Annotated in this window: 23 protein-coding genes and 1 pseudogene; 8 read left to right on the top strand and 16 right to left on the bottom strand. The window is 61.2% G+C overall.

Translation table 11 applies throughout. From position 1 onward, the window contains the following. Positions 1 to 15: 15 nt before the first annotated feature. The 9 genes from HMPREF2896_RS10565 to mraZ all read right to left on the bottom strand — a co-directional run bounded on the left by HMPREF2896_RS10565 (position 16) and on the right by mraZ (position 11870). Positions 16 to 1497: an FtsW/RodA/SpoVE family cell cycle protein gene (locus tag HMPREF2896_RS10565; protein ID WP_070445288.1), complete on the bottom strand. Its 1482-nt coding sequence runs from the start codon at positions 1495 to 1497 to the stop codon at positions 16 to 18. Between the two features lie 14 nt (positions 1498 to 1511). Further along, the gene (murD, locus tag HMPREF2896_RS10570; protein WP_070719488.1) at positions 1512 to 2903 is read right to left on the bottom strand and encodes a UDP-N-acetylmuramoyl-L-alanine--D-glutamate ligase; all 1392 of its coding nucleotides are present in this window, start codon (positions 2901 to 2903) and stop codon (positions 1512 to 1514) included. Next, the gene (gene mraY / locus HMPREF2896_RS10575; protein ID WP_070445282.1) at positions 2900 to 4012 is read right to left on the bottom strand and encodes a phospho-N-acetylmuramoyl-pentapeptide-transferase; all 1113 of its coding nucleotides are present in this window, start codon (positions 4010 to 4012) and stop codon (positions 2900 to 2902) included. The genes murD and mraY overlap by 4 nt, the downstream gene beginning before the upstream one ends. Positions 4013 to 4035: 23 nt before the next feature. After that, entirely contained in the window at positions 4036 to 5571 is a 1536-nt protein-coding gene (gene murF / locus HMPREF2896_RS10580; RefSeq protein WP_070719489.1) for a UDP-N-acetylmuramoyl-tripeptide--D-alanyl-D-alanine ligase, read from the bottom strand. Then, entirely contained in the window at positions 5568 to 7121 is a 1554-nt protein-coding gene (locus HMPREF2896_RS10585; protein ID WP_070445276.1) for a UDP-N-acetylmuramoyl-L-alanyl-D-glutamate--2,6-diaminopimelate ligase, read from the bottom strand. The genes murF and HMPREF2896_RS10585 overlap by 4 nt, the downstream gene beginning before the upstream one ends. 67 nt (positions 7122 to 7188) lie before the next feature. After that, the gene (locus HMPREF2896_RS10590; RefSeq protein ID WP_070719490.1) at positions 7189 to 9057 is read right to left on the bottom strand and encodes a peptidoglycan D,D-transpeptidase FtsI family protein; all 1869 of its coding nucleotides are present in this window, start codon (positions 9055 to 9057) and stop codon (positions 7189 to 7191) included. 328 nt (positions 9058 to 9385) lie between these two features. Beyond that, positions 9386 to 10222: a cell division protein FtsL gene (locus HMPREF2896_RS10595; protein ID WP_070445269.1), complete on the bottom strand. Its 837-nt coding sequence runs from the start codon at positions 10220 to 10222 to the stop codon at positions 9386 to 9388. Continuing rightward, complete coding sequence (gene rsmH / locus HMPREF2896_RS10600) at positions 10219 to 11262, bottom strand: 16S rRNA (cytosine(1402)-N(4))-methyltransferase RsmH (RefSeq protein ID WP_070719491.1); 1044 nt, start codon at positions 11260 to 11262, stop codon at positions 10219 to 10221. Before rsmH ends, HMPREF2896_RS10595 begins: the two co-directional genes overlap by 4 nt. A 173-nt stretch (positions 11263 to 11435) precedes the next feature. Then, positions 11436 to 11870, bottom strand: a complete 435-nt coding sequence (mraZ, locus tag HMPREF2896_RS10605) for a division/cell wall cluster transcriptional repressor MraZ (RefSeq protein ID WP_010190539.1) — start codon at positions 11868 to 11870, stop codon at positions 11436 to 11438. 525 nt (positions 11871 to 12395) lie between these two features. Between mraZ and HMPREF2896_RS10610 the strand changes: the two genes are divergently transcribed. The 3 genes from HMPREF2896_RS10610 to HMPREF2896_RS10620 are packed head-to-tail and all read left to right on the top strand — an operon-like array spanning position 12396 to position 14868. Next, positions 12396 to 13544 carry an ABC transporter permease gene (locus HMPREF2896_RS10610; protein ID WP_070711465.1) on the top strand — a complete coding sequence of 383 codons (1149 nt, stop codon included), beginning with the start codon at positions 12396 to 12398 and terminating at the stop codon, positions 13542 to 13544. Beyond that, positions 13541 to 14230 (top strand): ABC transporter ATP-binding protein, encoded by a 690-nt coding sequence (locus HMPREF2896_RS10615; RefSeq protein ID WP_070643688.1) that lies wholly within the window; start codon positions 13541 to 13543, stop codon positions 14228 to 14230. Before HMPREF2896_RS10610 ends, HMPREF2896_RS10615 begins: the two co-directional genes overlap by 4 nt. A gap of 35 nt (positions 14231 to 14265) precedes the next feature. Next, a complete protein-coding gene (locus tag HMPREF2896_RS10620; RefSeq protein WP_070445258.1) occupies positions 14266 to 14868 on the top strand; it encodes a TetR/AcrR family transcriptional regulator in 603 nt (200 codons plus the stop codon). 111 nt (positions 14869 to 14979) lie between these two features. Here HMPREF2896_RS10620 and HMPREF2896_RS10625 read toward each other — a convergent pair whose 3' ends face one another. Both HMPREF2896_RS10625 and HMPREF2896_RS10630 read right to left on the bottom strand, forming a co-directional pair. Further along, complete coding sequence (locus HMPREF2896_RS10625) at positions 14980 to 15387, bottom strand: DUF3040 domain-containing protein (RefSeq protein ID WP_070643685.1); 408 nt, start codon at positions 15385 to 15387, stop codon at positions 14980 to 14982. A 152-nt stretch (positions 15388 to 15539) separates the two neighbouring features. Beyond that, positions 15540 to 15983 carry an SAV_6107 family HEPN domain-containing protein gene (locus HMPREF2896_RS10630; RefSeq protein ID WP_070719492.1) on the bottom strand — a complete coding sequence of 148 codons (444 nt, stop codon included), beginning with the start codon at positions 15981 to 15983 and terminating at the stop codon, positions 15540 to 15542. 263 nt (positions 15984 to 16246) lie between these two features. Here HMPREF2896_RS10630 and HMPREF2896_RS10635 point away from each other — a divergent pair, with 263 nt between their 5' ends. The 3 genes from HMPREF2896_RS10635 to HMPREF2896_RS10645 are packed head-to-tail and all read left to right on the top strand — an operon-like array spanning position 16247 to position 19494. Further along, on the top strand, positions 16247 to 16819 hold the full coding sequence (locus HMPREF2896_RS10635) for a GNAT family N-acetyltransferase (RefSeq protein ID WP_070719493.1): 573 nt from the start codon (positions 16247 to 16249) through the stop codon (positions 16817 to 16819). Positions 16820 to 16862: 43 nt separating this feature from the next. Continuing rightward, positions 16863 to 17954 carry a polyprenyl synthetase family protein gene (locus HMPREF2896_RS10640; RefSeq protein WP_070445246.1) on the top strand — a complete coding sequence of 364 codons (1092 nt, stop codon included), beginning with the start codon at positions 16863 to 16865 and terminating at the stop codon, positions 17952 to 17954. A 1-nt stretch (position 17955) separates the two neighbouring features. Beyond that, positions 17956 to 19494 carry an alpha-(1->6)-mannopyranosyltransferase A gene (locus HMPREF2896_RS10645; protein WP_070719494.1) on the top strand — a complete coding sequence of 513 codons (1539 nt, stop codon included), beginning with the start codon at positions 17956 to 17958 and terminating at the stop codon, positions 19492 to 19494. Here HMPREF2896_RS10645 and HMPREF2896_RS10650 read toward each other — a convergent pair. Beyond that, positions 19463 to 19861 (bottom strand): Rv2175c family DNA-binding protein, encoded by a 399-nt coding sequence (locus HMPREF2896_RS10650; RefSeq protein ID WP_070445241.1) that lies wholly within the window; start codon positions 19859 to 19861, stop codon positions 19463 to 19465. The two genes, HMPREF2896_RS10645 and HMPREF2896_RS10650, sit on opposite strands and share 32 nt — an antisense overlap. 50 nt (positions 19862 to 19911) lie before the next feature. Here HMPREF2896_RS10650 and HMPREF2896_RS10655 point away from each other — a divergent pair, with 50 nt between their 5' ends. Next, on the top strand, positions 19912 to 21162 hold the full coding sequence (locus HMPREF2896_RS10655) for a protein kinase domain-containing protein (RefSeq protein ID WP_070445237.1): 1251 nt from the start codon (positions 19912 to 19914) through the stop codon (positions 21160 to 21162). Positions 21163 to 21174: 12 nt separating this feature from the next. On the opposite strand, the gene HMPREF2896_RS10660 is transcribed toward HMPREF2896_RS10655, so the two are convergent. Together HMPREF2896_RS10660 and HMPREF2896_RS10665 are read right to left on the bottom strand one after the other, a co-directional pair. Continuing rightward, positions 21175 to 22563 carry a class II 3-deoxy-7-phosphoheptulonate synthase gene (locus HMPREF2896_RS10660; RefSeq protein ID WP_070445234.1) on the bottom strand — a complete coding sequence of 463 codons (1389 nt, stop codon included), beginning with the start codon at positions 22561 to 22563 and terminating at the stop codon, positions 21175 to 21177. 73 nt (positions 22564 to 22636) lie between these two features. Further along, positions 22637 to 23143, bottom strand: a complete 507-nt coding sequence (locus tag HMPREF2896_RS10665; protein ID WP_070445233.1) for a polyadenylate-specific 3'-exoribonuclease AS — start codon at positions 23141 to 23143, stop codon at positions 22637 to 22639. Between the two features lie 61 nt (positions 23144 to 23204). On the opposite strand from HMPREF2896_RS10665, the gene HMPREF2896_RS13110 reads away from it, so the two are divergent. After that, the gene (locus tag HMPREF2896_RS13110) at positions 23205 to 24467 is read left to right on the top strand and encodes a glycosyltransferase family 87 protein (protein WP_141754784.1); all 1263 of its coding nucleotides are present in this window, start codon (positions 23205 to 23207) and stop codon (positions 24465 to 24467) included. 256 nt (positions 24468 to 24723) lie between these two features. Here the strand turns inward: HMPREF2896_RS13110 and HMPREF2896_RS13115 are convergent. Both HMPREF2896_RS13115 and HMPREF2896_RS10685 read right to left on the bottom strand, forming a co-directional pair. Next, a pseudogene (locus HMPREF2896_RS13115) lies at positions 24724 to 24912 on the bottom strand (hypothetical protein); the annotation flags it as partial. A gap of 54 nt (positions 24913 to 24966) precedes the next feature. Then, the gene (locus HMPREF2896_RS10685) at positions 24967 to 25713 is read right to left on the bottom strand and encodes a lysophospholipid acyltransferase family protein (protein WP_070711469.1); all 747 of its coding nucleotides are present in this window, start codon (positions 25711 to 25713) and stop codon (positions 24967 to 24969) included. Positions 25714 to 25721: the final 8 nt, after the last annotated feature.

The following is a 25721-nucleotide window of genomic DNA, read 5'->3' on the forward strand; positions in this document are numbered from 1 at the left end:
CAGCGCCGCGCTTTCTTACCGTCGCTCGCCGCGCCGATACTCCCGGCGATACTCCCGCCGTTGTTCCCCCTGCGGCGTCTGCGAGCGCGACGAGCGTCCCGTTACTGCACGCCCAAATCTTTCCTCGCGGCTGCGCTCAACATGGCGCTGGGAGCGGTCGCGGTGCGCGCGCTGGGAGCGCGTGCCCTCCCCTCGTTCACGCGGGGCCCGGTGTGCCCCGCCGCGACGCTCATTGGGCGGCGTAGGTTCGGGGATAAAGAAGATACGGTCGAATAGCGGGCGCCCAAAGTTCTGCATGGCGGAAACCTGCAGCGGCTCGTGGCGCGCCACATTGCACAGCAGGCCCATCGAGCCAATCGTGATCACCGCGGCCGTACCACCCGCAGAAATCATCGGCAGCTGAATACCCGTCACAGGCAGCACGCCGATCACGTAGCCAATGTTAATGAATGCCTGCACGACAACACCCACCGCCAACGTGGCGGCCAGCAGGGACTGGAATTGATCCTGGGCGCGTGTTGCCGCCCGCAGCCCGAAGTAGCCCAGTACGGCGAACAGACCGATGACCAAGGCACCGCCCCATAGGCCCAATTCCTCGCCGATGATGGCGAAGACGAAGTCATTCTTCGCCTCTGGGAGGTAGAACCACTTGGCGCGTGACTGGCCGAGGCCAACGCCCCAGAAGCCGCCGTCGGCAAGCGAAAGGAAGCCCTGGTAAGCCTGGAAACCGGTTCCTTGTGTGTCCTCGATATTGCCGCGCAGCGCATCGAAATAAGTGTGGAAGCGGTGCGAACGGAAGCCGCCGGCCAAGAAGACGGTGACCATGCCGATGGCGCCGAAGACACCGACGACGGTCGGAACACGCCAGTCCACACCGGCGAAGACCAGAGTGAACACGACGATGAGGGCGAAGGAGACACCCATGCCGAGATCGCCTTGGGCCACAATCAGCACGAACATGATGCCGGCGATGATGGAGTACATCATGAAAGGGTCCGTCAGGCGCATCGAACGGTGCGTCTTATCCGCCAGCGCTGAAGCGCCGTACATGCCCACGGCCACACGGGCAAACTCGGAGGGCTGGAAAGCCACTCCACCAGGCAGCATGATCCAGGACTGCGAACCGACCTCCACACGACCGGTACCAATGCCGGGCACGAGGACGAGGATAAGAAGCAGGATGGATAGCCCCAGAAACCACGGCACGAGTGCCCGGAGCGTGCGGGGCGACATGCGCAGGCCAATCCAAAACACGATGAGGCCGGCGATAACGAGCACGCACTGGCGCAGTGCAGCAGACCACGGGCTATCGGTCTCCGACAGCGACGTCGCCATCGATGAGGAGAAGGCCATGAGCACGCCGATGCCGATGAGCGAAAATATGGCGATGCGCAGCATTAAATAGTCAAGCCCGGGGTAGGCGCGGAGGCGCTCGCGGAGGTCACGCAGGTGGTATCCCAGCGTGCGTTGTGGCTTCTGGGTGCTGGTGGCGGTCACGGGTGCTCCTAGCGCTAGCGGGCGAGGCGGCGGGCAGCGGCGGCAAAGATATCGCCGCGCTGGCCCATACCGGTGTACATGTCCAACGATGCCGCAGCGGGTGCTAAAAGCACGGTATCGCCGGCGTCGGCGTGTTGCACGGCGGCGGACACTGCCTGTTCCATTGCGGCTTCCGGATCGTGGCTATCCACGATGACGACGGGCACATGTGGCGCTGCCTTCACGAGGGCTTGGGCAAGCACATGCTTGTCGACGCCCACCAGAACCGCCGCCTTCAGCCGCGCGGCATGGGTGCGCAACAGTTCCGAGACATCAGCGCCCTTCAGTTGGCCGCCGGCCACCCACACCACGGAGTCCAAGCCGCGCATAGCGACCTCCGCGGCATGTGGGTTCGTCGCCTTGGAATTGTCGATGTAGGTCACGCCAGCATGGCGGTGAACAATCTCCCCGCGGTGGCCAGCCACCACGTAGGAGCCAAGTCCTTCGGCAATGGATTCCGGCTGAGCACCGGCGACAGCCGCGACCGCCGACGCGGCAGCGGCATCCAGCACTCCGGCCAGACCGGCGGGTTGGATGGTGGTGGCATCGTCCACCACGACGGATTTCATCCCCGAAACCTCGTTGACGAGGAGGCTGCCGGTGCTCACGCCTACTTCACCTGCAGCGGGCTCGGCATGGCCGAAAGCAGTTGCGCCGGGAAGAGAGGCAGCGAGCGCTCGAACGCGCTCATCTTCCTTGCCGTAGACGGCATGCTCTCCGCACAGAATCTTGGCCTTGTCTGCGGCATAGGCTTCGAAGGAGCCATGCCAATCCAGGTGGTCGTCCGCGAGGTTAAGCAGAGCTCCGACTTCTGGGCGTAGCTGGGAGGACCAGTGCAATTGGAAGGATGAGAGCTCCGCTACGAGGATGTCCACACGGGGCTCAGCGGCCAAGGCATCAAAAGATGACACGCCGATATTGCCTACGGCTTGGGCGCGCTGTCCGGAGCGTTGCTCGTCAGCAGCCATGATGGCAGCGAGCATGCCGGTGGTCGTGGTTTTGCCGTTGGTGCCGGTGATCGCGAGCCAACGGCGCGGGGCACCAAAAACTTCTGCTTGGTCGAGGCGGTAGGCCAACTCCACATCGCCGATCACCTCAAGGCCGCGGGAGGCTGCAGCGGCGAGCAGCGGTGAATCTGGCCGCCACCCCGGCGAGGTGACGACGAGCGAGTACTCAGCTAAGTCCACCGCGGAAGTGTCCACGGTGGCAACGCCCAACTCTGCAGCGATACGGCTGCGGGAGTCCGCGTTGCCATCGGCCACCGTTAAGTCCACGCCCAAGCGGGAAAGGACTGCCGCGCACCCGCGGCCAGAGACGCCAGCGCCGGCGATGAGGACGCGGCCGGAGAGGAAGTCTGGGCGCGTCATGCCCCTACTCCTATGCCGGAGGCGGTGAGCCAATCACCGTAGAAGATTGCCACGCCGGCCATCGCCGCCATGGCAGCCAGAAGCCAGAAGCGGACAACGACGGCCGTTTCCGCCCAACCACCGTTCTCAAAGTGGTGGTGGATCGGCGCCATACGGAAGAAGCGCTTTCCTGTGGAATGGAAGACCACGATTTGGATAACAACGGAGACCGTTTCGATGACGAACAGGGCACCGATGATGATCATGAGTAGCTCGGTACGGCTGGTAACGGAAATACCCGCGACCAAACCACCAAGTGCCAAGGACCCGGTGTCACCCATGAAGATTTTGGCGGGCGCGGCATTCCACCAGAGGAAGCCCAGGCAGCCGCCCAGTCCTGCGGCCGCAAGCACGGCGAGGTCGAGCGGATCGCGCACCTGGTAGCACCCGGCAGCAAAGTTAGTGGCGCAGGAATAGCGGAACTGCCAGAAGGTCATCAGCGAATAAGAGCCCATGACAATCGCGGTAACGCCCGCCGCGAGGCCGTCGAGGCCGTCGGTGAGGTTCACCGCGTTCGACCACGCCGCAATGAGGATGTACATGAAGATCAAGAACACGATGGTTCCGATGACCGTGCCGCCGACAGCTAGGTCGAAAGTATTCAAGTCGCGGATGAAGGATAGCTTGGTGGAGCCTGGGGTCAGCCCCGCATCGTTGGGGAAACGCAGAACCAAGAAGCCGAAGAGCAGCGCCAGCACGAGCTGGCTGACTAGCTTGGCGGTCTTATTGAGCCCGAGGTTGCGGTGGCGGAAGAGTTTGATGAAGTCATCCGCGAAGCCCACCGCGCCCAAGCCTAAGGTCAGTCCGAGGACCAGCAAGCCGGAGGCGGTAAAGGCCTCATGCCCTGTTAGCAGGCCATAGAGGCCAGCCACAACATAGGCCACCAAGATGCCCGCGAGGATGGCAAGGCCACCCATCGTCGGCGTACCGCGCTTGCGCAAGTGAGACTTGGGGCCATCCTCGCGGATCTCTTGTCCGCGGCCGGTATCGGAGAAGTAGCGGATAAGAACCGGGGTGGTAAAGATCGCCACGAGGAAGCTAACCGCACCAGCGATGATGATCTGAGTCACGAGCTTGAAGTCCTTTCTAGCGGCTAGCTGTGGTTCAGCTGTTCCGCGACCAACCAGAGACGTTGGGCATTGGAGGCCTTAATCAAGACCACATCTTTAACGTTACGGCTAGCCCAATCATCGACCCCTGCTGGGGCCACGCGCAGTATGCCGTCCACCGCCTGTGCGGCGGCCGCGGCATCGGCGCACACCACTGTATTTATACCTTGCTGCGCAGCGGCCTCGGCCATCGCCCGGCAGTTGGGATTCTCCCCTACCGCGATGAGGTGCTCGACGTGGTACTTGGCCAAAAACTCACCGAGCTGGCGGTGCGATTGCTCTGCATCGCTGCCGAGTTCTCCCATCTCCCCCAGCACCGCGATGGAACGGGCGTCGGGGCGCGCTGCTGCGGTATAAGCCAAAGCGGCAATGGCCGCTCGCATCGAATCGGGGTTGGCGTTATAGGAGTCATCGATGACGGTGACGCCATCGCGGCGGGTGCGCACGTCCATGCGGTGTTCGGAAGCGAGGCGGTGGCCGGACAGGGCAGCCGCCACCGTGTCTGCCGACACCCCCAGCTCGATGGCTGCGGCGGCCGCGGCCAGTGCATTAGACACCTGGTGGGAGCCAAAGACTTGGAGCTTCACAGCAACGGGTTCGGCATCCGGGCTGTGCAGGGTAAAGGAGGGACGAGCGACGTCATCGAGCACGATGTCGGTGGCATAGTACTGTGCTGCCGGGGCACCTCCGCGACGATTTTCCGTGGAGTAGTACACCACTTTGGCCTCCGTGCGTGGAGCCATGGCAGCGACGAAAGGATCATCGGCGTTAAGGACGGCTACGCCGCCTGCCTCCGCGTTCGGCAGCGCCTCCACCAACTCTCCCTTGGCCTGAGCGATATTCTCGCGCGAGCCAAATTCGCCGAGGTGCGCGCTACCAACGTTCAGGACCACGCCAACGCGCGGCGCGGTGATTTCGGTGAGGTGACGGATGTGCCCGATGCCGCGGGCCGACATCTCCGACACCAGGTAGCGCGTGTGCTCATCGCACCGCAGAGCCGTATAGGGCAACCCGATTTCATTATTGAAGGAGCCGGGCGGAGCGACAGTCTCCCCCACCTCGCGGAAGATGGTGGCAATGAGGTCCTTGGTAGACGTCTTGCCGGCCGAACCGGTAACACCGACAATAGTGAGTTCCTGCTCTGCGGCAAGGCGCTGCGTTACTGCACGAGCAATCGCAGACAACGCTGCGACAACGGCGGCCGCAGACCCATCTGTATCGTTGGCGTAAATATCCGCGTTGGCACCGTCACCCTCGACGCGCCCGTGGGGTTCGACGACTATCGCCGGAACACCCACCGGCCGCGCCGCCAAAACGGCAACGGCGCCTTTATCAATTGCGGTGGTGGCGTAGTCATGGCCATCCACGCGGGCTCCGGGCAGCGCTACAAAGAGGCTGCCTGGGGTGACCTTGCGAGAATCGAATTCGACAAAACCAGTCACCTGGGTGTCTGGTTCTTCGACGCTATCCAGGCGGCCGCCCGTGATCTCAGCGATCTCAGCGAGGCTTAACGCAATCATGCTTGCTCCTTGGATTCTTCGGTACTCAGGGTAGTCGCAGTAGTCACGGCTTCAAGAGCTCGAGCCATCTCTTCGCGGTCATCGAAGTGATGGACGGTATCGCCAATGAGCTGGCCTACCTCGTGCCCCTTGCCAACGACGATGACGGCATCACCCGGCTGCGCCCACGCCACGACTTCATCAATGGCCTTGGCGCGTGAGCCTACCTCGCGGATATCAGCCGCTGGGTTTGCCTCCTGGGCGCCCGCAAGCACGGCTGCACGGATCGATGCTGGGTCTTCGGTGCGGGGGTTGTCATCGGTGACGACGACAAGGTCCGCGCCCTTCGCGGCGGCCGCTCCCATGAGCGGACGCTTGGAGGAATCGCGGTCACCTCCCGCGCCGACGACGATGCCGATGCGGCCCGTGCTGCCTTCCAACTGCGTGCGCAGGGTCTCCAGAACGGCCGCGATTGCAGCCGGCTTGTGCGCGTAATCCACCACAGCCACAAAGTCTTGGCCGCGGTCAACACGCTCCATGCGCCCAGGGACTGCCACCTTCTCTACACCCTCGAGGAAGACGTGCGGCTCGATTCCAATAGCGGCGGCCATCCCTGTGGCGAGAGCCGCATTGGCGATGTTGAAGGTACCCGGCATAGGCAGGCGGAATTCAAACGTTCCGGCATGCTCACCGGAGGCAAGCGTTAGTTCCACCTGCTGTGCACCGGTGACCTCAGTGCTGAGCTGACGGCCAGTGATATCGGCATCGCTTCCTTGCGAGGTCGTTGATACCCGGATCACCGGGCGTGCTGCGGCGCGCTGCGCCATACGCTGTCCCCATTCGTCATCGACGCAGATGACGGAGCGGTCGGCGGCGTGGGGGCCGTCGAAAAGCAGGGCCTTGGCCTCAAAGTAGTCTTCCATCGTCGGGTGGAAGTCCAGGTGATCCTGGCTCAGGTTCGTAAAGCCACCCACGTCGAAGCGCGTTCCCTGGACTCGTCCTAGCGATAGCGCGTGGGAGGAGACCTCCATCACCACGTGCGTAACTCCCTCAGACACCATGCGCGCAAAAAGCTCCTGCAAGGTCGGCGCCTCCGGAGTGGTCAAGGAAGTCGGGACCGGCTCCCGGTTAATGCGGGTACCCGTCGTACCAATGAGACCCACTGAATAGCCCGCGTGCAAGAGGCCTGCTTCGAGGAGGTAACTCGTGGTGGTTTTACCCGAGGTGCCCGTCACTCCAAGGATGGTGAGTTTCTGCGTGGGGTGACCATAAATCTCAGCGGACACGGCTCCGAGGATGGCGCGGATATCCTCCACCACAAGAAGCGGCCGCTTCTCTCCGGCGTCGTCGAGGATACGCTGGCCTTCGGCGTCAGTGAGAATGGCTGCGGCCTTAGTATCGGCGGCAAAGCGCGCGCCGTGAACCCGTGTGCCCGGAAGCGCCGCGAACAGGCCACCGGGCGGCAGTGCTGCCGAGTTCAGCCCACAGGACCTAACGGTAGTCGAGGCATCCCCGATCACTGTGCCCCCAGAAATCTCTGCTAGGCGCTTCAGGGTGGTGCTGCTGGTCACGGTGATTCCTCTTCTCTATTTCTCTGTCTCTAGGTTTTCGATATGTGCTTTTCGGTGTGAGAGCTGACTACTCGGCGCGCAAAGTCAGTTGCGGTGCTGGCGGGGAGGGCGGGATATTGTCGCGGTCAAGGAGCCAGGATGCGATATCGCTGAAAACAGGGGCCGCTGATTGGCCGCCGGATCCATCGTCGTTGACACCGGATTCCGGCTCATCGAGCATGACGGCGACGACGAAGCGGGGATCATCGGCAGGCGCAATGCCCGCAAACGTGATCCAGTATTTGGAATTGGAATAAGCCCCAGTGTCCTCATCGACTTTCTGCGCGGTACCGGTCTTGCCGGAGAGCTGATAGCCCTCGATGTTGGCGTTGCCGGCGGTACCGTTGTTCAGGCCCTGCGGATCATCCTGGAAGACCGCTCGGAACATGTCGACGACGGTGCGTGCGGTTTCGGCGCTGACCACGCGGGTGGTCTCGGGCTCCTCCAGCTCTTCCTTCGTCCCGTCCGGCGCGGTGATCGAATCAATGATGCGCGGCTCGATGCGCTCGCCGTCGTTGGCGAGGGCCTGGTAAACAGACGCCAGCTGCAGGGCAGTCCATGACTGGCCCTGGCCGATGGGCAGGTTAGCGAAGGTACCGCCGGACCACTGCGAACGATCGGGAACCAGTCCCGGGGACTCGTTGGGCAGCTCGATTCCGGAGGTCTGCCCGAGTCCGAACTTCTTCAGGTAGTCGGCGTATTTATCTTGGCCAAGTCGATCCGCCAACATCAGCGTTCCGACGTTCGAGGACTTACCGAAGACGCCTGTCGTGGTATAAGGCTCAACGCCGTGCGGCCAAGCATCATTAACAGTCACGCCGGCCATGTCGATGGAGCCGGGCACCTGCAGAACTTCATCCGGGTCAGTCAGACCCTCCTCGATGGTCGCGGCGGCAGTAATAATCTTCGCCACCGAGCCGGGCTCGAAGGGGTGCGAGACCGCCAGGTTGTCGAAGGTCTTGTCCTTCTGGAGCTGCTTTTCGATGTCCTTGTTCGGATCAACCGTCCCCGTATTCGCCATGGCTAAGACCTGTCCGGTAGCGGCATCCAGCACGACCGCCTCAGCGCTTTTCGCCTTCGAGTTAGCCTTTGCCTTTTCCAGCTTCTGCTGCACGTAGGTCTGCAAATCAAGATCCAGCGTCAACGTGACATTTTTGCCGTCAGTGGTGGGCACCTGATCACGGAGGCTACCGGGAATCACCTGGCCATTAGCCGAAACGTCTTCGGTGGAGCTGCCATCAATACCCGTGAGGGTGGTATCACCGGAGGCTTCGAAACCAAACTGGCCTTGGCCGTCCATGGACACCTTGCCGATAACGTTCTCCGCGATAGCACCGTTGGGGTACTGGCGGATTTGCTGCTCATCGGCGGCAAGGCCGTGGTATTCCTCGGAAATAGCTACCGCGACCTCTGGGTCGACATTGCGCACGAGGACCTCATACTGGGTGTCGGCACGGAGCTTGTCCATAATCTGCTCCGGTTCCACGTCGCCGGCATCGATTCCGGCCTCCTTCAGCTTGCTCGGAATCCCCTCCGACATTTCGGTGAGCCGCTCGGTCACTTTGTTGTCTAGGTAGGAATTCTTCGCGTCGGGAGCCAAGGAGTCAAACTCCGCCGCCCCGGTGGCCTTCTGCTCTTCCTGCTCACGAAGCTCATCGCGCAGGCGAGTGGGTGAGACGGTCAATGACCGAGCACGCATGGTGTAGGCCAAGCGCTGGCCATCGCGTGCAAGGATCTCACCGCGCCCGGCGGTGTCGACGTACACGCGGGTTCGCTGCGCTGCTGCCTTCGCTGCCAGGTCTGGACCCCATACAATCTGCACCCAGGCGAGGCGCCCCATCCAGGCCAGCATGATGACGAGCATCACCGCCGCAATGACGTGAACGCGCTGGCGCATCGTCTTTTGCTGACTCAGGAAAGGCTTGCCGGTACGTGGATTCCGGGAGCGGGTCGCGGGAACGACGCGGTCGGCGTCGTAGCGCTGCCGTGGTTGGTGAGAGGCGCCGCGTGGCTGAGCGGCACGGGCGGCGGGAGCCCGCCTCGGGCGCCGGCCACCGGAGTGTGGTGGGGTCACACGTCACCTTTCTGTCTGCAGCGAGGGTAGGTAAGTAAACAGCTGAATGTCTTGCCCCACGCTTGGCGCGGGGTAAAGACAGTCTCATCCCGAATTGTGCCCTATTATCGCCGCCTGCCCACGCAGGCACGCGCGAAGCGGGAGGGGGATTCTATCCCCGCGCCGCATAGGGAGCCTGGGCCGGAATATCCGGCAGCTCAACGCTCGCCTCCCCTGGCTGGCCGCCTTCGGGGCTATCCTCCGAATGCGCGTCCGTGGTAGCGGCACCTCCGCCTTCGCGGTTGCGCTCGCTGAGCGTCGGGCGGGCGTTGAGGTTGTCGGACATGTTGGCCGTCGCATTCGGGTCACTGGAAGCCTGCCCCGGGCGGACCGGCTCACCGTTGACATCGATGACTGATTCCATATCCGGGGTTGCCTCGCGCTTGTGCTCGATGTTGCCGTCTGCGCCAACCTCCACAACGCCCGGCTGGACCGGAATGCCCATCTTGGCTTCGTGGGCGCGGCGAGCGACATCCGAGGCCGAACGAACGTTTTCCAAGTCTCGGTTTAGGGTTTCCAGCTGGTTATCCAGCGTGGATTCTTGGGCGGTGAGCTCCTGAATTTTGAAGGTCTGAGACGTAGACAAGCCCGACAGCCACATGGCTGCGGCCACACCCGTAATCAGCAGAGCAATGGCGGTGAAGGACAGGCGCGCGAAGAGGCCGTTAACCCGCGTGGGCTGTGCGACACGACGCCCACGATTGCTTACGACCTGCTTCGAGCCAAGGCGGCTTCCCCGCAGGCCGGAGCCAACGCGGCGAGTAGGAACGGTGCCGCGGTGCGGGGTGCGGCTCGGCAGCGGGGTGGTACGGCGCCCCCGTTCAAGCAGCGCGGTTCCCTGGCCCGTGGCATCGGCTCCAGTGGTGAAATCGCGGCTTGCGCCCATGGTGTGGGTCCTCTCGTGGTCGCGGCGGTGCGTTGCCTGTGCGGTACGGTCTCTCAGCGTCATGGCCTACCTCCCGGTTCATGAAAAGACGGTGTCCCCTCAAGGCGTTCGAGCGCGCGTACACGGACGGATGCCGCACGCGGGTTCTCCGCAATCTCTTCCCGGCTCGCCTTCTCCGCACCACGCGTCACCACGGAATAATGCGCCGCGGTCCCGGGCAAATCCATGGGCAGGCCCGCTGGAGTGGTCGAGGTGCTGAGCTTGGTGAAAGCATGCTTGACAATGCGATCTTCGAGCGACTGGTAGCTCATAAACACCGCACGTCCGCCAATGGACAAGGCATCCGTAATCACAGGGATAACCTGCTCAATAGCCTCAAGCTCACGGTTGACCTCAACGCGCAGCGCCTGAAAGGTTCGCTTCGCCGGGTGGCCACCAGTGCGGCGCGTTGCTGCGGGGATGGTGGCGTACAACAAGTCGACCAAGCGCGCGGAGTTGCTAAAAGGCTCCTTTTCCCTTTCCCGCAGAACCGCGGATGCGATTTTGCCGGCGAAACGCTCATCGCCATAGGTCTTTAAGATGCGAGCCAAGTCGCCGTGACTATAAGTATTGAGAATGTCGGCGGCGGTCGTTCCCTGGCGAGGGTCCATGCGCATATCCAGCGGGGCGTCAGTCTTGTACGCAAAACCGCGATCGACCTGATCCAGCTGCATGGAGGACACACCCAGATCAAATAGCGCCCCGGCTATGCCGTGCTCCCGCGCGATGGAAAAGATCTCGTCTTCCCCATCCGCGATAGCACTGCCCACCTCATCGAAACGCGCGTTGACGCCCACGAAACGGTCGGCGAAGGGGCGGAGACGTCGAGAAGCACTGCTCAACGAAGCAGAGTCACGGTCCACGCCAATGATGCGCACGGAGGGAAAGGCGGTGAGAAAATATTCGCTGTGACCACCCGCGCCCAAGGTACCGTCAACGATGACGGCATTCTCCCCTGCCGCCTCGACAGCTGGGGCAAGCAACTGGGCCATGCGAGCACGCATGACGGGGACATGGCCGTGGTTCTCGCTCACGTCGTAGTTTATGGTGCCGTCGTGCTCCACAGTTGCTGTCCCCCTTTCCGTTCAGGCGCTTAATGCTGCGGTCTGATGTTCTCGATAAAAAGCGAGTGCGTATAGGGCCCTGTCCGAGGAAGGGTTCTGATGTCGGGGAAGTACACCAGCTCATCCTCCTCGGGCAGAGTCCGTACACGCACTCTTGGTTCGCCGGGAAAGCTTTAGAGCAGCCCAGCAAGTACGTCATCGGCGTCTGCCGCCGAGTAAGCATCTTCAGTTTGCGCCTGGTATTCAGCCCACGCGGCTGCATCCCAGATTTCGAGGAAGTCGACCGACCCCACGACCACGCATTCCTTTGTCAGGTTTGCGTACTCACGGTGGCCTGCTGACAGCGTGATACGCCCGTGCCCATCGGGGCGCTGCTCGTCCGCACTCGCTGCCAAGTTACGGATGAACGCACGCGCGTCCGGGTTGGTGCGTGACACAGCCGCCGCCTTCCTAGCTCGTGCCGCGAATTCCTCCCGCGGGTATACCGCAAGCGAATGGTCCTGACCCTTGGTGACCATGAGGCCACCGGCCAGTTCTTCACGAAACTTCGCTGGAAGCGTGAGCCGCCCTTTGTCATCGAGCTTGGGAGTGTAGGTACCGAGAAACATCCCCGGGTCCACCTTCCTGCCACTCGAAAACTCCGGATTCCTCTCGCGACAAGAGAACAACTCTCTCCTCCGCTGCGCCCCACTCTACCCCACTTTCCCCCACCGCCCACACCTTTCACTCCCCTCTTCCCCGCGTGTCACGGAAAACATGCAGCTAGACAGGAGTTTTTTCGGTGGGAAGTTTTCCCAGCACACTCTTGACACGCCCCCTAAGTGCGCACTTCACACCCTTATTCACACCTGCATCTTCCACCCCTTTAGGGAGATTTCTCCCCCACATTCACACGATCCTGCGGTTTATACGTGCATTATCCCGCAGCCAAGCACCTCACACCCCACCGCCTCACCGGCCTACACGGGGCCAGTGGGGGAAAGTGGGGAATTTAGGGAAACTGCCCAGGAAGCCGTTTCTCGCGACAGCATTTTTAGAAACGCCACGTTCCTATGTTAGAAACATATTGTTGCTATCTCACATTTGACGGGGATGGCATTCCAACAGATTCCCACCCACTAGGAAGATCCACCATGTATCTAGCTTGGCGCGAGATGCTCTTCGCGCGTACCCGCTTCCTCCTCATGGGCGTTGTCCTCGCCCTGATGTCCATGCTCGTCGTCATCATCTCCGGCCTCACCGCAGGTTTGGTCAACGACGGAGTCTCCGGACTGAAGGCCATGGACAGCGACGTCGTCGCCTTCGCCGACGGCACCCAAAAGGACTCCGCCTTCACCCGCTCCGTAATTGATGCCTCCGCAGCCGAATCCTTCGCCCACCTCGATGGCGTAGACCAGGCCGCCCCTTTGGGCCTGACCATTGCCAATGCCCATAACCAAGAGGGCACGGCAGTGGATTTGACCCTCTTGGGAGTAAAACCCGATTCCTTCCTCGCTCCAGCTGGGCTCCCCGCCATCGACACCACGCGGGTCGACGGCCAACCCAGCAACACCAAGCACGACATCATCGTCTCCTCCACCCTGCAGGATGAGGGCATCGAAGTCGGTGACACGATCACCCTTGACCGCCTGGATATCCCTCTCAATGTCATCGGCTTTAGCGATAACCAGCGCACCTTCGGTCACGTGGACGTGGCCTACCTGCCTTTGGATATCTGGCAGGAGATCCATGCCGGCGGGCGCCACGGTGAAGCCGTCAACCCGGACGCCTATGAAGAGGCTTCCGTTATCGTCGCCCGCACTACAGACAAACCCGACACCGAAGCCCTCACAGAGCAGTCCGGACTCGATGTGCGCACCCTCAAGGAAAGCTTCGACTCCTCCCCCGGCTACACCGCTGAGATGATGACCCTGTCCATGATTACGTGGTTCCTCTACGTCATCGCCGCGCTCGTCACTGGTGCTTTCTTCCTCGTCTGGACCATCCAGCGGGCAGGCAATATCGCCACTCTTCGCGCGATGGGCGCCACCAAGGGCTTCCTGTTGCGCGATAGCCTCGGCCAAGCTGTAGTCATCCTTGTCTTGTCCATCCTGGCGGGCGCGCTGGTGGCCGTCGGCTTAGGCAGCCTCTTGGAGCAGACCGCGATGCCTTATGCCACCGAATTCAGCTCTGTCATCAGTGGCGGCCTCATCCTCTTCGTCGCTGGATTGCTCGGTGCCTTCATCGCCGTCGTCCGCGTTACCCGAACCAACCCCCTCGCTGCCCTAGGAGAAAACCGATGAGCCCAGCTTTAGAACTACACGACGTCACCGTCAGCTACACCGATGGCGACTCGCAAGTTAAGGCACTCGATTCCGTCAATCTCAGCATCGATCCCGGTGAATTCGTAGCCGTGGTTGGCCCATCCGGCTCTGGAAAGTCCACACTGCTCGCCGTTGCGGGCGCGCTGACAACACCCGATTCCGGCAAGGTCCTAGTCGCAGGTGAAGATATCGTGCCGCTGAGCGGCGCCCAACTGGCCGAGATTCGTCGCAACCACATCGGCTTCGTCTTCCAGTCCACAGGTAACCTTCCCTCCGCGCTGACCGCGGAGGGACAAATCGAGCTGGCCGCCAAGGTCATCGGCAAGACTGGGCGCTACTCCAGTGCTGAGCTGCTCGACAAGGTCGGTATGAAGCATCGGTCGAAGCACCGTCCAGGAAGCTTGTCCGGCGGTGAGCGCCAGCGTGTCGGCATCGCCCGCGCGCTCGTGGGCGATCCCCAAGTGCTGCTTGTCGACGAACCCACTGCCGCCCTTGATCGCGCACGCTCCCAAGAGATCGTGGCGCTGTTGGCAAAAGAATGCCACGACTTTAACGTCGCTGGCATTATGGTCACTCACGACTATGAAGTCCTTGAGCACTGCGACAAGGTCTATGAGATGGTCGACGGCCGCTTGACGCCTGCCTCAGCCCCAGCGTCAGAGTAGGAAAAGAATGCGCAGCTTAACGTAGAATTACGCGCATGCCAAAGATCACTGAAACGACAGTAGCCGAGCACCGCGCCGTCCAGCACCGCGCGGTGTTGGAGGCTGCCGAAAGGTTGATCATCAACAACCGTGGTGCGGTACCGACCTTGGCCGAGGTAGCTGCGGAGGTTGGGCTTGCTCGCCCCAGTGTCTATCGATATGTGTCTTCTCAACACGATTTACTGGTGCAGCTTCTCATCCAGGCCACACAGTTGTGGAATGAACAGCTCGAGGCCGCCATGAAGGTGGCTCCCCCTGAACCCACGAAACGCCTCCGCGCCTATGTGGACGCCACACTCGAGCTCTTTGTTCATGGGGCTCACGGTCATTTGATGACTGCCGCTCAACACTTCCCCCGAGCTTTTGCTGACGAGGAAGTGCAACGCTCTCATGACGGCTTCGCCTCCATCGTTGATGCGTTCTGTCCCGGTATTTCCGCGGTAGACATTTCGCTGCTCAACGCAGCCATCCTTCGGGCTTCGGAGCTAGCGGAGCGCTCTCCGGAGCAGCTCGATAGCGCGACACAGACTCTCTATGCAATGGCCGATGCCATTGTGCCCCACCCTCCTCCGCGGATGAGAGCAGACCAGGACAGATAAAACCGACTAAGAACAGCTAAGAGCAAAGCAGCCCTCCGCGAATTAACGCGGAGGGCTGCGGGGCGAGAGTACAGCTATCTATACAACGCCCATGAGCGCCTTATTTGGGGCCTAGCGTTCTTCAAAGCGACGGCGGAAATTGTCTTCCAGGCGGTTTCCAACGCCGCTGCCGCCCTTCTTGGATTGCTTGTTGTGCCCGCGCGCAGGGGCATGCGTGCCGACTGCAACCAGAGAATCTTCAGACTTTCCGCGCAGCATCCAGACACCGGAGCCGAACATAACGAGGAAGCCAAGGACGGAGAGGCTGACAAACCACAGAGATTGCTGAGCCAACGCGATACCGCCCACCATCATGCAGAGGCCAACAACAATCAAGGCCACGCCGCGGAGGGTGAGGGCACCCGAGTTTCCGCCGAAAGAAGTTTCACCGGACACAGACGCGCCAAAATCAGGATCATTGGCCAGCAACGACTGTTCAATTTCACGCAGCGCTTGCTGTTCGTGCTCAGAAAGGGCCACAGCGTCCTCCGTAATGGGTTGGGGTTTAGGTAGTAATACTGGGAATGTGGATTACTACCTCTATAACGTCAAGGATAGCGAGATAGTTCCCACAAAGACAGTCCATAATTTGGCCACACTACCCCTCACGGCCTATGACCCCGGCCCCAGTCTTAGGCCGCCATTACCCCGAAGCCCAGCTCGGACTCAGTCGCATCCACATAACGTGCGGCAAGCACTAAGTACTGATAAACCGAATCCGGCTCAGGGACCGGATCTAGCCCAGAGGCCACACGTGAGCGCACACGGGAGTACTCCTTAAACTCCTCTGCCCACTGCGCATCAGCCAGGCCAATGAGAGCCACCTGCTCCCAGGCGGAAGTAGGCAAGCGCCGGCGGCGCGACACCGTGGACGCCGCCACGCGTGCCCCGGCTGCACGTAGCGAGGCGCGGTAAGCCATTTCCAATGCATCCGTAAAGCTTCCCTCCGCTGCGCTTCTCCGCGCATCCGCTAAGAGGTCTAGTGCTTGGTTCACAAAACGGTCTCGCTGCACCCGCTGCATAGCCTCACGGTTCCGGCTGCGGGCCGCCGCTGTTGCTGAGATTACCTGTGCCATGTCCTCTCCCCCTTGGGCTTCTTCCTCAGTTTGTCGATAAAGACTGTGCCGTTGATGCTGTTGATTGTCTGCTGTTGTTCGTTGTTGCGATTCACCTTAAAACCACCTTCCTACATCCACCTCCAATTTTAGAGCACATGTTCGAATTAAACAATGGTTTTAAAGCATCATTTCGAATGTTTTCGAACACGCACACCACGACGCTTGATGGAAGTTTCCCCGAGTGCTTTCACATACCGCGAGAATCTGTTGTTATTAGACATGTGAGTTACACGCTGCGCCGCTTAAGCCCCCAAGAGTTCGCCATTGCCCTCCCGCACTTGGTAGATATCTACATTGCAGCGATGGACTACAACCCCTCGGTGCGCGAGGGGTCCATCTCACGATGGCGCGCAGATCTCATACGCCCAGGGTTTTCCTGCGTTGTGGCCACCGATGAATATGGCATCGCCGGCTTTGCCTACGGCTTCCTAGGCACCCCCGATACCTGGTGGGATAAACAGCTCCGCCGTGCACTCGCCGCCTGCGGCGGCCCTACCCCAGAGCAAGAAGAGATTCTCCACAATTACTTCGAGCTGGCAGAAATCCACGTGCTCCCCGCGAAACAAGGCCACGGCCTGGGCCGCGCACTACTAGAAGCCTTAGCCTGGAATCTTCCCGCTCACTATATTTTGCTCTCCACACCGGAAGTTCCTCATGAAGCCAACTCCGCCTTTGGGCTCTACCGCAAGATGGGCTTTGGCGATTTCCTGCGCGACCTCCATTACCCCGCTGATTCCCGCCCCTTCGCAATCCTGCAATCTACTGTGCCGCTCGCGCCAACCGACACCACTTAACCTGGCGCCTTAGCCCTGAACCTGCCCAGGTAAAGTGGCAAGCGTGACTACACCGCAGATACCTTCCTTGGACGAAATTCCCGCAGCCGTACGCGAGGAGCTCGCGCTTTTTCTAGACCGCCAGCGTGATGCCATCGCATCCATCGGCGCTCCGGTAACCAACGCGATTTCCTATTTGGAATCCTTCGTGCTGGATGGCGGCAAGCGCATCCGTCCCCTCTACGCATGGGCAGGTTTTATCGGCGCACGCGGGCTGGAAGGGTCGGAGTCCCCGCAGGCCATGCTCCGCGCAGCCACATCCTTGGAGTTCATCCAAGCCTGCGCCCTGATCCACGATGACATCGTGGATGCCTCCGATACTCGGCGCGGTAACCCAACCGTTCACCGTGGCGTAGCAGCCCGCCATCGCGAACTCGGCTTCCACGGCGATGCTGATTTCTTCGGCCAGTCCCTTGCCATCCTCGTGGGTGACATGGCTCTGGTCTGGGCGGAAGACATGCTCCAAGACTCCGGCCTGAGCCCTGAGGCACTCGCGCGTGCCCGCGCCCCTTGGCGCGCTATGCGCCGCGAGGTAATCGGCGGGCAGATGCTGGATATCTGCCTCGAAGCGGAAGGTTCTGAGGACGCCACGTTGGCTGATTCCGTCAACCGTTTCAAGACCGCCGCCTACACCATTGAGCGCCCCCTGCACTTGGGCGCAGCCATAGCCGGCGCCCCCGAAAAGCTCGTCGCTGCTTTCCGCGGCTACGGCCAAGACATCGGGGTCGCCTTCCAGCTGCGCGATGATTTGTTGGGGGTCTTCGGTGACCCCGCCGTGACCGGCAAGCCGGCCGGTGATGATTTGCGCGAGGGCAAGCGCACAGTCCTCTTGTCCTTGGCACTGCAGCGCGCGGATGCCTCCGATCCCGCCGCGGCTGCGGAATTGCGTCGCCTCATCGGTCAGACAGAGGATCCCGCAGAGATTGCCCGCATGGCGCAGATCATTGCGGATTCGGGTGCACCGGATGTCGTCGAGCAGCGCATCAACGATCTCACGCGCTCGGGCCTTGACCACCTTCACAATGCTCAGGTTTCCCCCGAGGTTACGAAGACTCTGGAAGAGCTGGCTCACAAGTCCACGGCCCGCCGGATGTAGCATGGCTCGTCCCACAACCACGCGCGTGCCCCTGCGCATTCCCCATCCCCTGCCTTTGGGCATCATCGCCGCTGTCGTGCTGGCGCTTGCCTCTTTCTCCGGTGGCGCTACCCGCAATCGCGGTGGATTCCTTGAGGCGCTCAATATCGGCTTTCTGGCTTATGGCCATGGCCGCAACATCGGCATGGTCCTCTATTGGGTTGGCCTTTTCGGTTTGGTTGCCGCATGGGTTTTAGCCGGCCGCTACTTCATTGCCCCGCAGTTGAAGAACCCACAACCAGACGGCGCGCTGTCCGATATTCGTCGGATGCTGCTGTGCTGGGTTGCCCCTTTGTTGTGTGCGGCACCGCTGGCTTCTCGCGATGTGTATTCCTATCTCATGCAAGGTGCGATGGTGCGTGATGGCTTCGACCCTTATGTCGAAGGCGCGGCGGTGAACCCTGGTCCCTTCCTCTTGGAGGTCTCCCACGACTGGCGCAACACCACCACCCCTTATGGCCCCTTGCATCTGTGGATGGGCAATGGTGTAACCCACCTGGTAGGAGAAAACGTCGCCGCGGGCATCATCGTTTACAAGGCAATTTCGGTCCTGGGTTTTGCAGCTATCGCCTGGTCAATTCCACGGCTAGCCCGAAGCATCGGAGGCGATCCTGCCCTCGCGCTCTGGTTGGGCGTGGCGAATCCAGTGATGCTCTTGCACCTCATCGGTGGAATGCACAACGAATCAGTCATGGTGGGCTTAGTGTCGCTGGGCTTGCTTGCTGCAGTGCACCACAAGTTCCATGTCAGCCTCCTTCTCGTCGGTGTGGCAGTCTCCCTCAAGGCCACCGCTGTCTTCGCCGCACCTTTTATCGTGTGGCTCATGCTGCACCACTGGGCCCCAAAGGGGACGAAGCCCATCAAGCGCTTCGGAGTCTTCCTCCTGTCCGGCTTCCTTGCCGTGGTGGAGGTCGCACTGGCGGTGGCGGCGATTACGTGGGTGTCGGGAAGCTCGTGGGGCTGGCTGTCACAGATCAGCGGCAATTCCAAGGTCATCAACCCTCTAGCTGGCCCTACCCTGCTGGCTGACATCCTCGTGCCGCTCATCCAGGTCTTCTCCCCCGATACCACCTATAACGGTGTGCTCACCGCGCTGCGCTCGGCTGCGATGATCCTCATGATCCTCGGCCTCGTCCTCGTATGGTGGTGGGGTCGCACGGGCGTGCGCCGGGCTATCGCCGCCACGGCCGCGGCGTACCAGGTGGCATTCGTCTTCAACTCTGTGACGCTGCCCTGGTACTACGCCTCCGTGCTCACGCTCATGGGAACGTTCCGCCCGCCATTGCCCTTGATCAAGCTCACCACCGGCGTGGCTATTTTCATCGGCGTCGCCTTTGCCGGTGACGGGAACCACCAGCTTTATAACTGGTTCTGGGATATCGCCATGGTGGTCGTAGCTTGGTCAGCAACGCAATGGATTTTCGATGGTGTTCCACGCACCACCGCGGCCCCGAAGCCCGATGAGGGTTCTAAAAAGCCGAAGCCTGTGCGCGCCGAATAACCTCGCGCGCCAGGTGCCCGTGCAGCGCGTCAATGGGGCGGCCTGGCAAAGAATCATCTTCGGTAAATAGGTGCGCCAGAATCTCGTTGTCGCCCCACCCGTTGTCGGAGAGGACCGTAATCACTCCGGACACATGCTTGGAAATGACGCCTTTGGCGTTGAAGAATGCTTCCGGAACGAGGCGCTCTCCCTCGGCATTGCGCCACACAATGAACTTGCGCGCATTGAGAAGATCGAAGACACGCGTGATCGGGAGATCGAGCCTTTCAGCGACCTCCTTCAGCGTCAGCAGCTTTTCCCCGGCGAGGAGCTGCGGCAGTTCTGGGTGCGGATTCTCGGTGTTTTTCTCAGACTTAGTCACGGACACAACTGTAGCCGGATCACACTTTGGGGCGCCGATCAGCCATACTGGAATCCATGACAAGGCTGAACGTGGGCGACATTCTTGAGGGACGCTACCGCATCGATCAGCCGATCGCTCGCGGCGGCATGTCCACCGTGTATCGCTGCGTTGACATGCGTTTGGGTCGCGCAGTGGCGGCCAAGGTGATGGATGAGCGCTATCACGATGACCCCGTCTTCGTCACCCGCTTCGAACGCGAAGCACGCGCGATGGCGCAGCTGAGCCACCCCAATCTCGTCGCCGTACATGACTTTTCCGCGGATGGATTACCCATTTATCTCATCATGGAGCTCATCACCGGAGGTACCTTGCGCGAGCTCCTTGCGGAACGCGGACCCATGCCGCCGCATGCCGCAGCCGGCGTCATGCACTCCGTGCTGGCCGGGCTCACCGAAGTCCACCATGCCGGCCTCGTGCACCGAGATATCAAGCCGGACAATGTTCTGATCACGGATAGCCACCGCGTCAAGGTCGGTGATTTCGGTCTGGTTCGCTCCGCCAAGGCGGAGCACGATAGCTCCGGCCAGATCGTCGGTACCGTCAGCTACCTCTCCCCCGAGCAGGTCACTGGCGCGGACATCACGCCGGCCTCCGACGTGTACTCCGCGGGAATCGTGCTCTTTGAACTCTTGACCGGCACAGTCCCCTTCCACGGCGATACCCCGCTGGCGCACGCCACCGCGCGCGTGCACGAGGATGTGGTGGCGCCCTCCTCCCGCATCGAGGGGGTACCCATGCTTTTCGACGCCCTCGTGGCCACCGCCACTGCACGCCAGCCAGCCGAAAGGTTTGCGGATGCCGGCGAATTCCTCGATGCCTTGGATGATGTCTCCCGCGAGCTACAGCTCCCGAAGTTCACTGTCCCCATTCCGCGGAACTCAGCTGCCGCACGTACTGCTGCCGTGCCAACGGATTTTTCGGGCACGGATAATACCCGGGTCTTTGAAGCGACCTCAGCTATCCCTGCGCCCCAGCCCCCAACGCGGGAAACCCGGGTAGAGCCGCGCAACGACGCCTTCTTCCCGCCAGCCGAGCCTGTCGAGCCCCCGGCACCCTCCCCTGCGGTACCGGAGCCTTCTGCCCCCGTTCCTCCAGCCGGGGCCGAGGAAGAGCCGGAAGAACGGCCCTTGAGCAACCGCAGCGCGATAGCCCTCATTGGCTTCCTCGTCCTCGTCGGCCTCGCCACCTTGGCCGTCGCCGTGGCGGCTTGGTGGTTCGGCTCCGGAGAATACGGCACGTGGCCGATTCTCTGGAGGCCGTATTAGCCTGCGCAGCTCCTAGTTGCGCAGCATCTCAGCGATAAGGAAAGACAGCTCCAGCGATTGCTGGGTGTTTAGGCGCGGGTCCACGGCGGACTCGTAGCGGCCCGGCAGATCCACATCCGTGATGTCCTCAGCGCCGCCAAGGCACTCGGTGACGTCCTCACCGGTGAACTCCAGGTGCACGCCGCCCGGGTGGGTGCCCAGTTCACGGTGGACCTCGAAGAAGCCTTGGACCTCGTCGACGATCTTGTCGAAGTGGCGGGTCTTGTAACCGTTCGATGCCGTGAAGGTATTTCCGTGCATAGGATCGGACTGCCACACAACCTTGTGGCCGGAGTCCTCCACTGCCTTGATGATCGGGGGCAGCACGGAGCGCACCTTATCGTGGCCCATACGGGCAATCATGGTGAGGCGGCCCGGCTCACGGTTCGGGTCAAGCTTCTCCGCGTATTCCACTGCCTGCTCCGGCGTCACGCCAGGGCCAAGCTTGATGCCCACGGGGTTGCCGATGATAGAAGCAAAGGCCACGTGGAAGTCCTCAAGACCACGGGTACGCTCACCAATCCACAGCTGGTGTGCAGACAAGTCATAAAGCTTGGTTTCGCCGTTGAGATCCGTGCCCAGTCGGAGCATGGAACGCTCGTAGTCCTTCAACAACGCCTCGTGGGAGCAGTAAATCTCCGCCGAGCGCAGGGTCTCGTCCGAAACCCCACAGGCGTTCATGAAGGCCAGGCCGTTCTCAATCTCATCCGCCAGCGCCTGGTAGCGCGCACCCGCCGGGGAGTTAGCCACGAATTCGCGGTTCCACTCGTGGAGGCGGTACAGGTCTGCGGTTCCGGAGTGGGTCAGCGCCCGGACCAGGTTCATTGCCGCCGAGGAGTTCGCGTAGGCGCGAATCATGCGGGCAGGATCGTGGCGGCGGGACTCTTCGTTAGCTTCCACGCCGTTAACGATGTCACCGCGGTAGTTGTACAAGCCGTTCGCGTCCAGATCAGAGGAGCGCGGCTTCGCGTACTGGCCGGCGATACGTCCCAGCTTTACTACCGGAGTGGACGCGCCGTAGGTCAACACCACGGCCATCTGTAGCAGCGTCTTGATGTTGCCGCGGATGTGCGGCTCAGTGTTGGATTCGAAGGTCTCGGCGCAATCGCCACCCTGGAGGAGGAAGGCTTTGCCCAAGGCGACGTCGGCAAGCTTGCGCTTGAGATCCTCAACTTCCGGGGCCACGACGATAGGCGGTACGGATTCAAGAATCTTGCGCACGTTATCAGCCTGCAGCTGATCCCAGCTCGGCTGCTGTTTTGCCTCGCGGGAAATGGCGTCTTGGAACTTCTCATTGATCCCCTCCGGCAGCGGCGGCAGATCAGGAAGCACTTCTTTGGGAATATCTACTGTCCAACTCACACCCAGTATTTAACCATCTTGGGCCTGTCACGCGTTAGTTAATGGACTTTTCGGCCGCGGTATTAATTCACGATTAATGCACGCGGTTGCCCCTAGTCAGCGGCAATTGCTGCTCGCAGACTCGAAACTTAGCCAGATTATGGCGGGCGTCGACCAACGCATCATGGTTGCCATTGGGTACTGGAGGCAGCTTAGGGCGGCCAGCAAACTCCCAATACTGCTTCAGTTCGCGGGTATAGCGCGGCATCCCCTTGGGCAGGCTAGCCATGTCTCCCCACAGTTGTGCGAGGACCACATGGTCATAGGCTCCTACCCAAGCCCACAGCTCAATGGGCGTGGAATGCCGGCCCAAGAATTTCAAGAGCTCTTCGCGGATGGTCTCACGTGATTTCCAAACTGGGTCTGCGGGGCTTGGCAATTTATCCAAGACGTTCTCCCGCACCCACGCATTAGCCTTCGCGGGGTCGAAATCTGTGGACACCGCGTAGTACTCGCTTCCGTCTTCCCCGACAATACCGATGGAGACCAGCTCGATGGTCGATCCGTCCTCAATGAATTCGGTGTCGTAGAAGTAGCGCACGTCCCGTATCCTAGTCTGCCGCCTAGAGCTGCCTTGCCACTGGGGGCCTATACTCAGCTGCGTGAAGAAAGCCCTTTCCTCTCCCTTTCTCCCCCTGATAATCGCTGGGCTGGCAGCCCTACCGTGGATTATCCAGCCTGCAGCGTTATTCAGCGGCGGCTCCGTGCTTCCCTATTACCACGTTGACCTCGATGTATATCGCGAAGGAGGGCGCGCGCTGCTGCGCGGAGAGAATCTCTACACGCAAAGCTATGTACTCGACAACGGCGTCTCACTGCCCTTTACGTACCCGCCTTTTGCCGCAGTGCTCTTTGCCACGGTGTCGTGGATACCGCTGTGGCTACTCTCACTTCTCCTCACTGCGGCATCGGTGGCAGCGCTCTGGGGCTGCCTCTACGCCGTCCTTTCTCGGAGTTGCACCACTCACAGGCCCGGCTGGTGGTCTTCGTGGGCGCTCTGTGTGTGTCTGCTGTGCGAGCCCGTTATCGATACTCTCAGCTTCGGCCAAGTCAATCTCCTGTTGACAGCGATGGTCGTTGTCGATTGCCTGCTGCTGAACTCGCGGAGCCCGTGGCGTGGGGCCCTTAGCGGCGTGGCTATGGCTATCAAACTGACCCCGGCGGTCTTCCTTGCGGTCTTTGTCATCCGCCGCGAGTGGCGTGCTTTCACTACGGCCCTAGGTTCCTTTACGGTCTGCGGCGTGGTGGGCCACTTCGCTTCACCGGCAAGCTCCACGGTGTATTGGAGCGATACCATCCGGGATTCCTCCCGTATCGGCACACTGACCTACTCCAGCAACCAATCCCTCCGGGGCCTGCTCAGCCGCGTCATCCCTGAGCAAGCAACAGCCCTCTGGATAGTCGGGTGCCTCCTCATCGTGGCGACGTTGTGGTGGGTCATGGAGCGCACATCCTCACAGATTGAGCTTCTGCTGCTAGCCTCGTCGGCAGCGCTGCTGTGTTCACCTGTCTCGTGGTCGCACCACTTCACGTGGCTGTGCTTGGCGGCGGTGTATCTGACTGCCCGCCGCCGCTGGTTCATTGCCAGCCTCACATGGCTAGTTCTTCTAGCCCGCGGTCACTGGCTTGTCCCCCACGGTGAGCAACTCGAACTGACGTGGTCGTGGTGGCAGCAGATTCCGGGCAATGACTACTTCTTGCTTGTCGTATTCCTCGTTGCGTTGAGCTGCTGGCTCAAGCTCACACCTTTGGAGGAAGGTTCCTTCTTCCGCCGACTGGCTCCGATCGGCGGTGGGGTCAGCGCCCAGCCCAAGACGGGTACCTTGCCTAGGGCCCATAGGGCCAAGGACGCAACAGCGCAATAGAGCACGCACATGCTGAGCCAGAACCAGGTGTTTTCCAGCGGCCATTGACCCGCCAGGGTGACCTCCCGCGGGTGGAGCGCCATGGGGTAGCCATAAAGAACGGTCAGGCGCTGAGTAGTTATCCCACGCGCGGCGGGTGAAAAATCCGATGGCATAGGCCACGGTCATCCCGGAATATGCCCAGAAGCTACGATGATCCCACGTTCCCTTAAACGGTGCCTCGATGGCGGAGGTGAATGCAGCAATGGCATCCCGGAAATAGGCGGCGCGTGAAAAGCTCTGCGAAGCTGAAGCGAAACACCTTTTGTGCGAAGAAGCCGCTCACCAAAAAGAACAAAGGCAAACGCAAGGGGTCCAGCCACACGTTGAAGGCAGCCAGCCACGTGTCCTTGGATTCTGGAACCGTGAGCGTGATGTGCAACAGCACGACGCCCAAGATGGAGATCCCCTTTGCTACATCGGGTCAGGCTAATCGCTGTTTGGGGGAGGAAGTCACTGATTACCGCGCCTCCGAACCGGGCTCGGCCCCTTCCGGGTAGCCGTGTCCGGCTTGCAAGGAAGCCTTGACATCGGAAGCGTACACGTCGACATAAGGTTCGCCCGTCAATTCCGAGAGTTGCTTCATCACGTAATCCGTAAAGGCACGAGCGGTGGCGTGATCTTGCGGGTCGAGGTTACGCTCAGCGGCCCATGCTCGGGGGTCGATGGGCTCTCCCACGCGCATGCCGACGCGAACTGGGCGCGGAATCCACGAACCGATCGGGTTGGCCTTCCGGGTATTGATCATGGCGATCGGAATGACCTTTTCACCCGTGGTCAGCGCGATGCGCGCCATGCCGGTGCGCCCCTTGTAGATACGCCCATCAGGTGAGCGAGTTCCCTCCGGGTAGATGCCAAAAAGATCTCCGCGGCCAATAATGCGTTCCGCGCTCGCCAGCATCGCGTCACTAGCGTCCTTGTTGACGCGGTCAATCGGCACCTGCCCGACCGAGCTAAAGAACCACTTTTGCATGCGGCCGACGAAGCCGGGGGTAGTGAAATACTCGCTCTTTGCCAAGAAGGTAATCTGCCGCGGGCACAGAAGCGGGAAGTAGAAGGAATCCATCACCGCTTGGTGGGAGGAGGCCAAGATAGCCGGTCCGGACTCCGGGATGCGATCCATTCCTTCGGACCATGGGCGGTTCCACACTCGAAGGGCCGGGCCGAAAAAGATGTGCTTGAAGGCCCAGTACCACTTGTTTCGCATCGCTTATA

It is taken from the genome of Corynebacterium sp. HMSC069E04, assembly GCF_001813175.1.
GTDB lineage: Bacteria > Actinomycetota > Actinomycetes > Mycobacteriales > Mycobacteriaceae > Corynebacterium > Corynebacterium aurimucosum.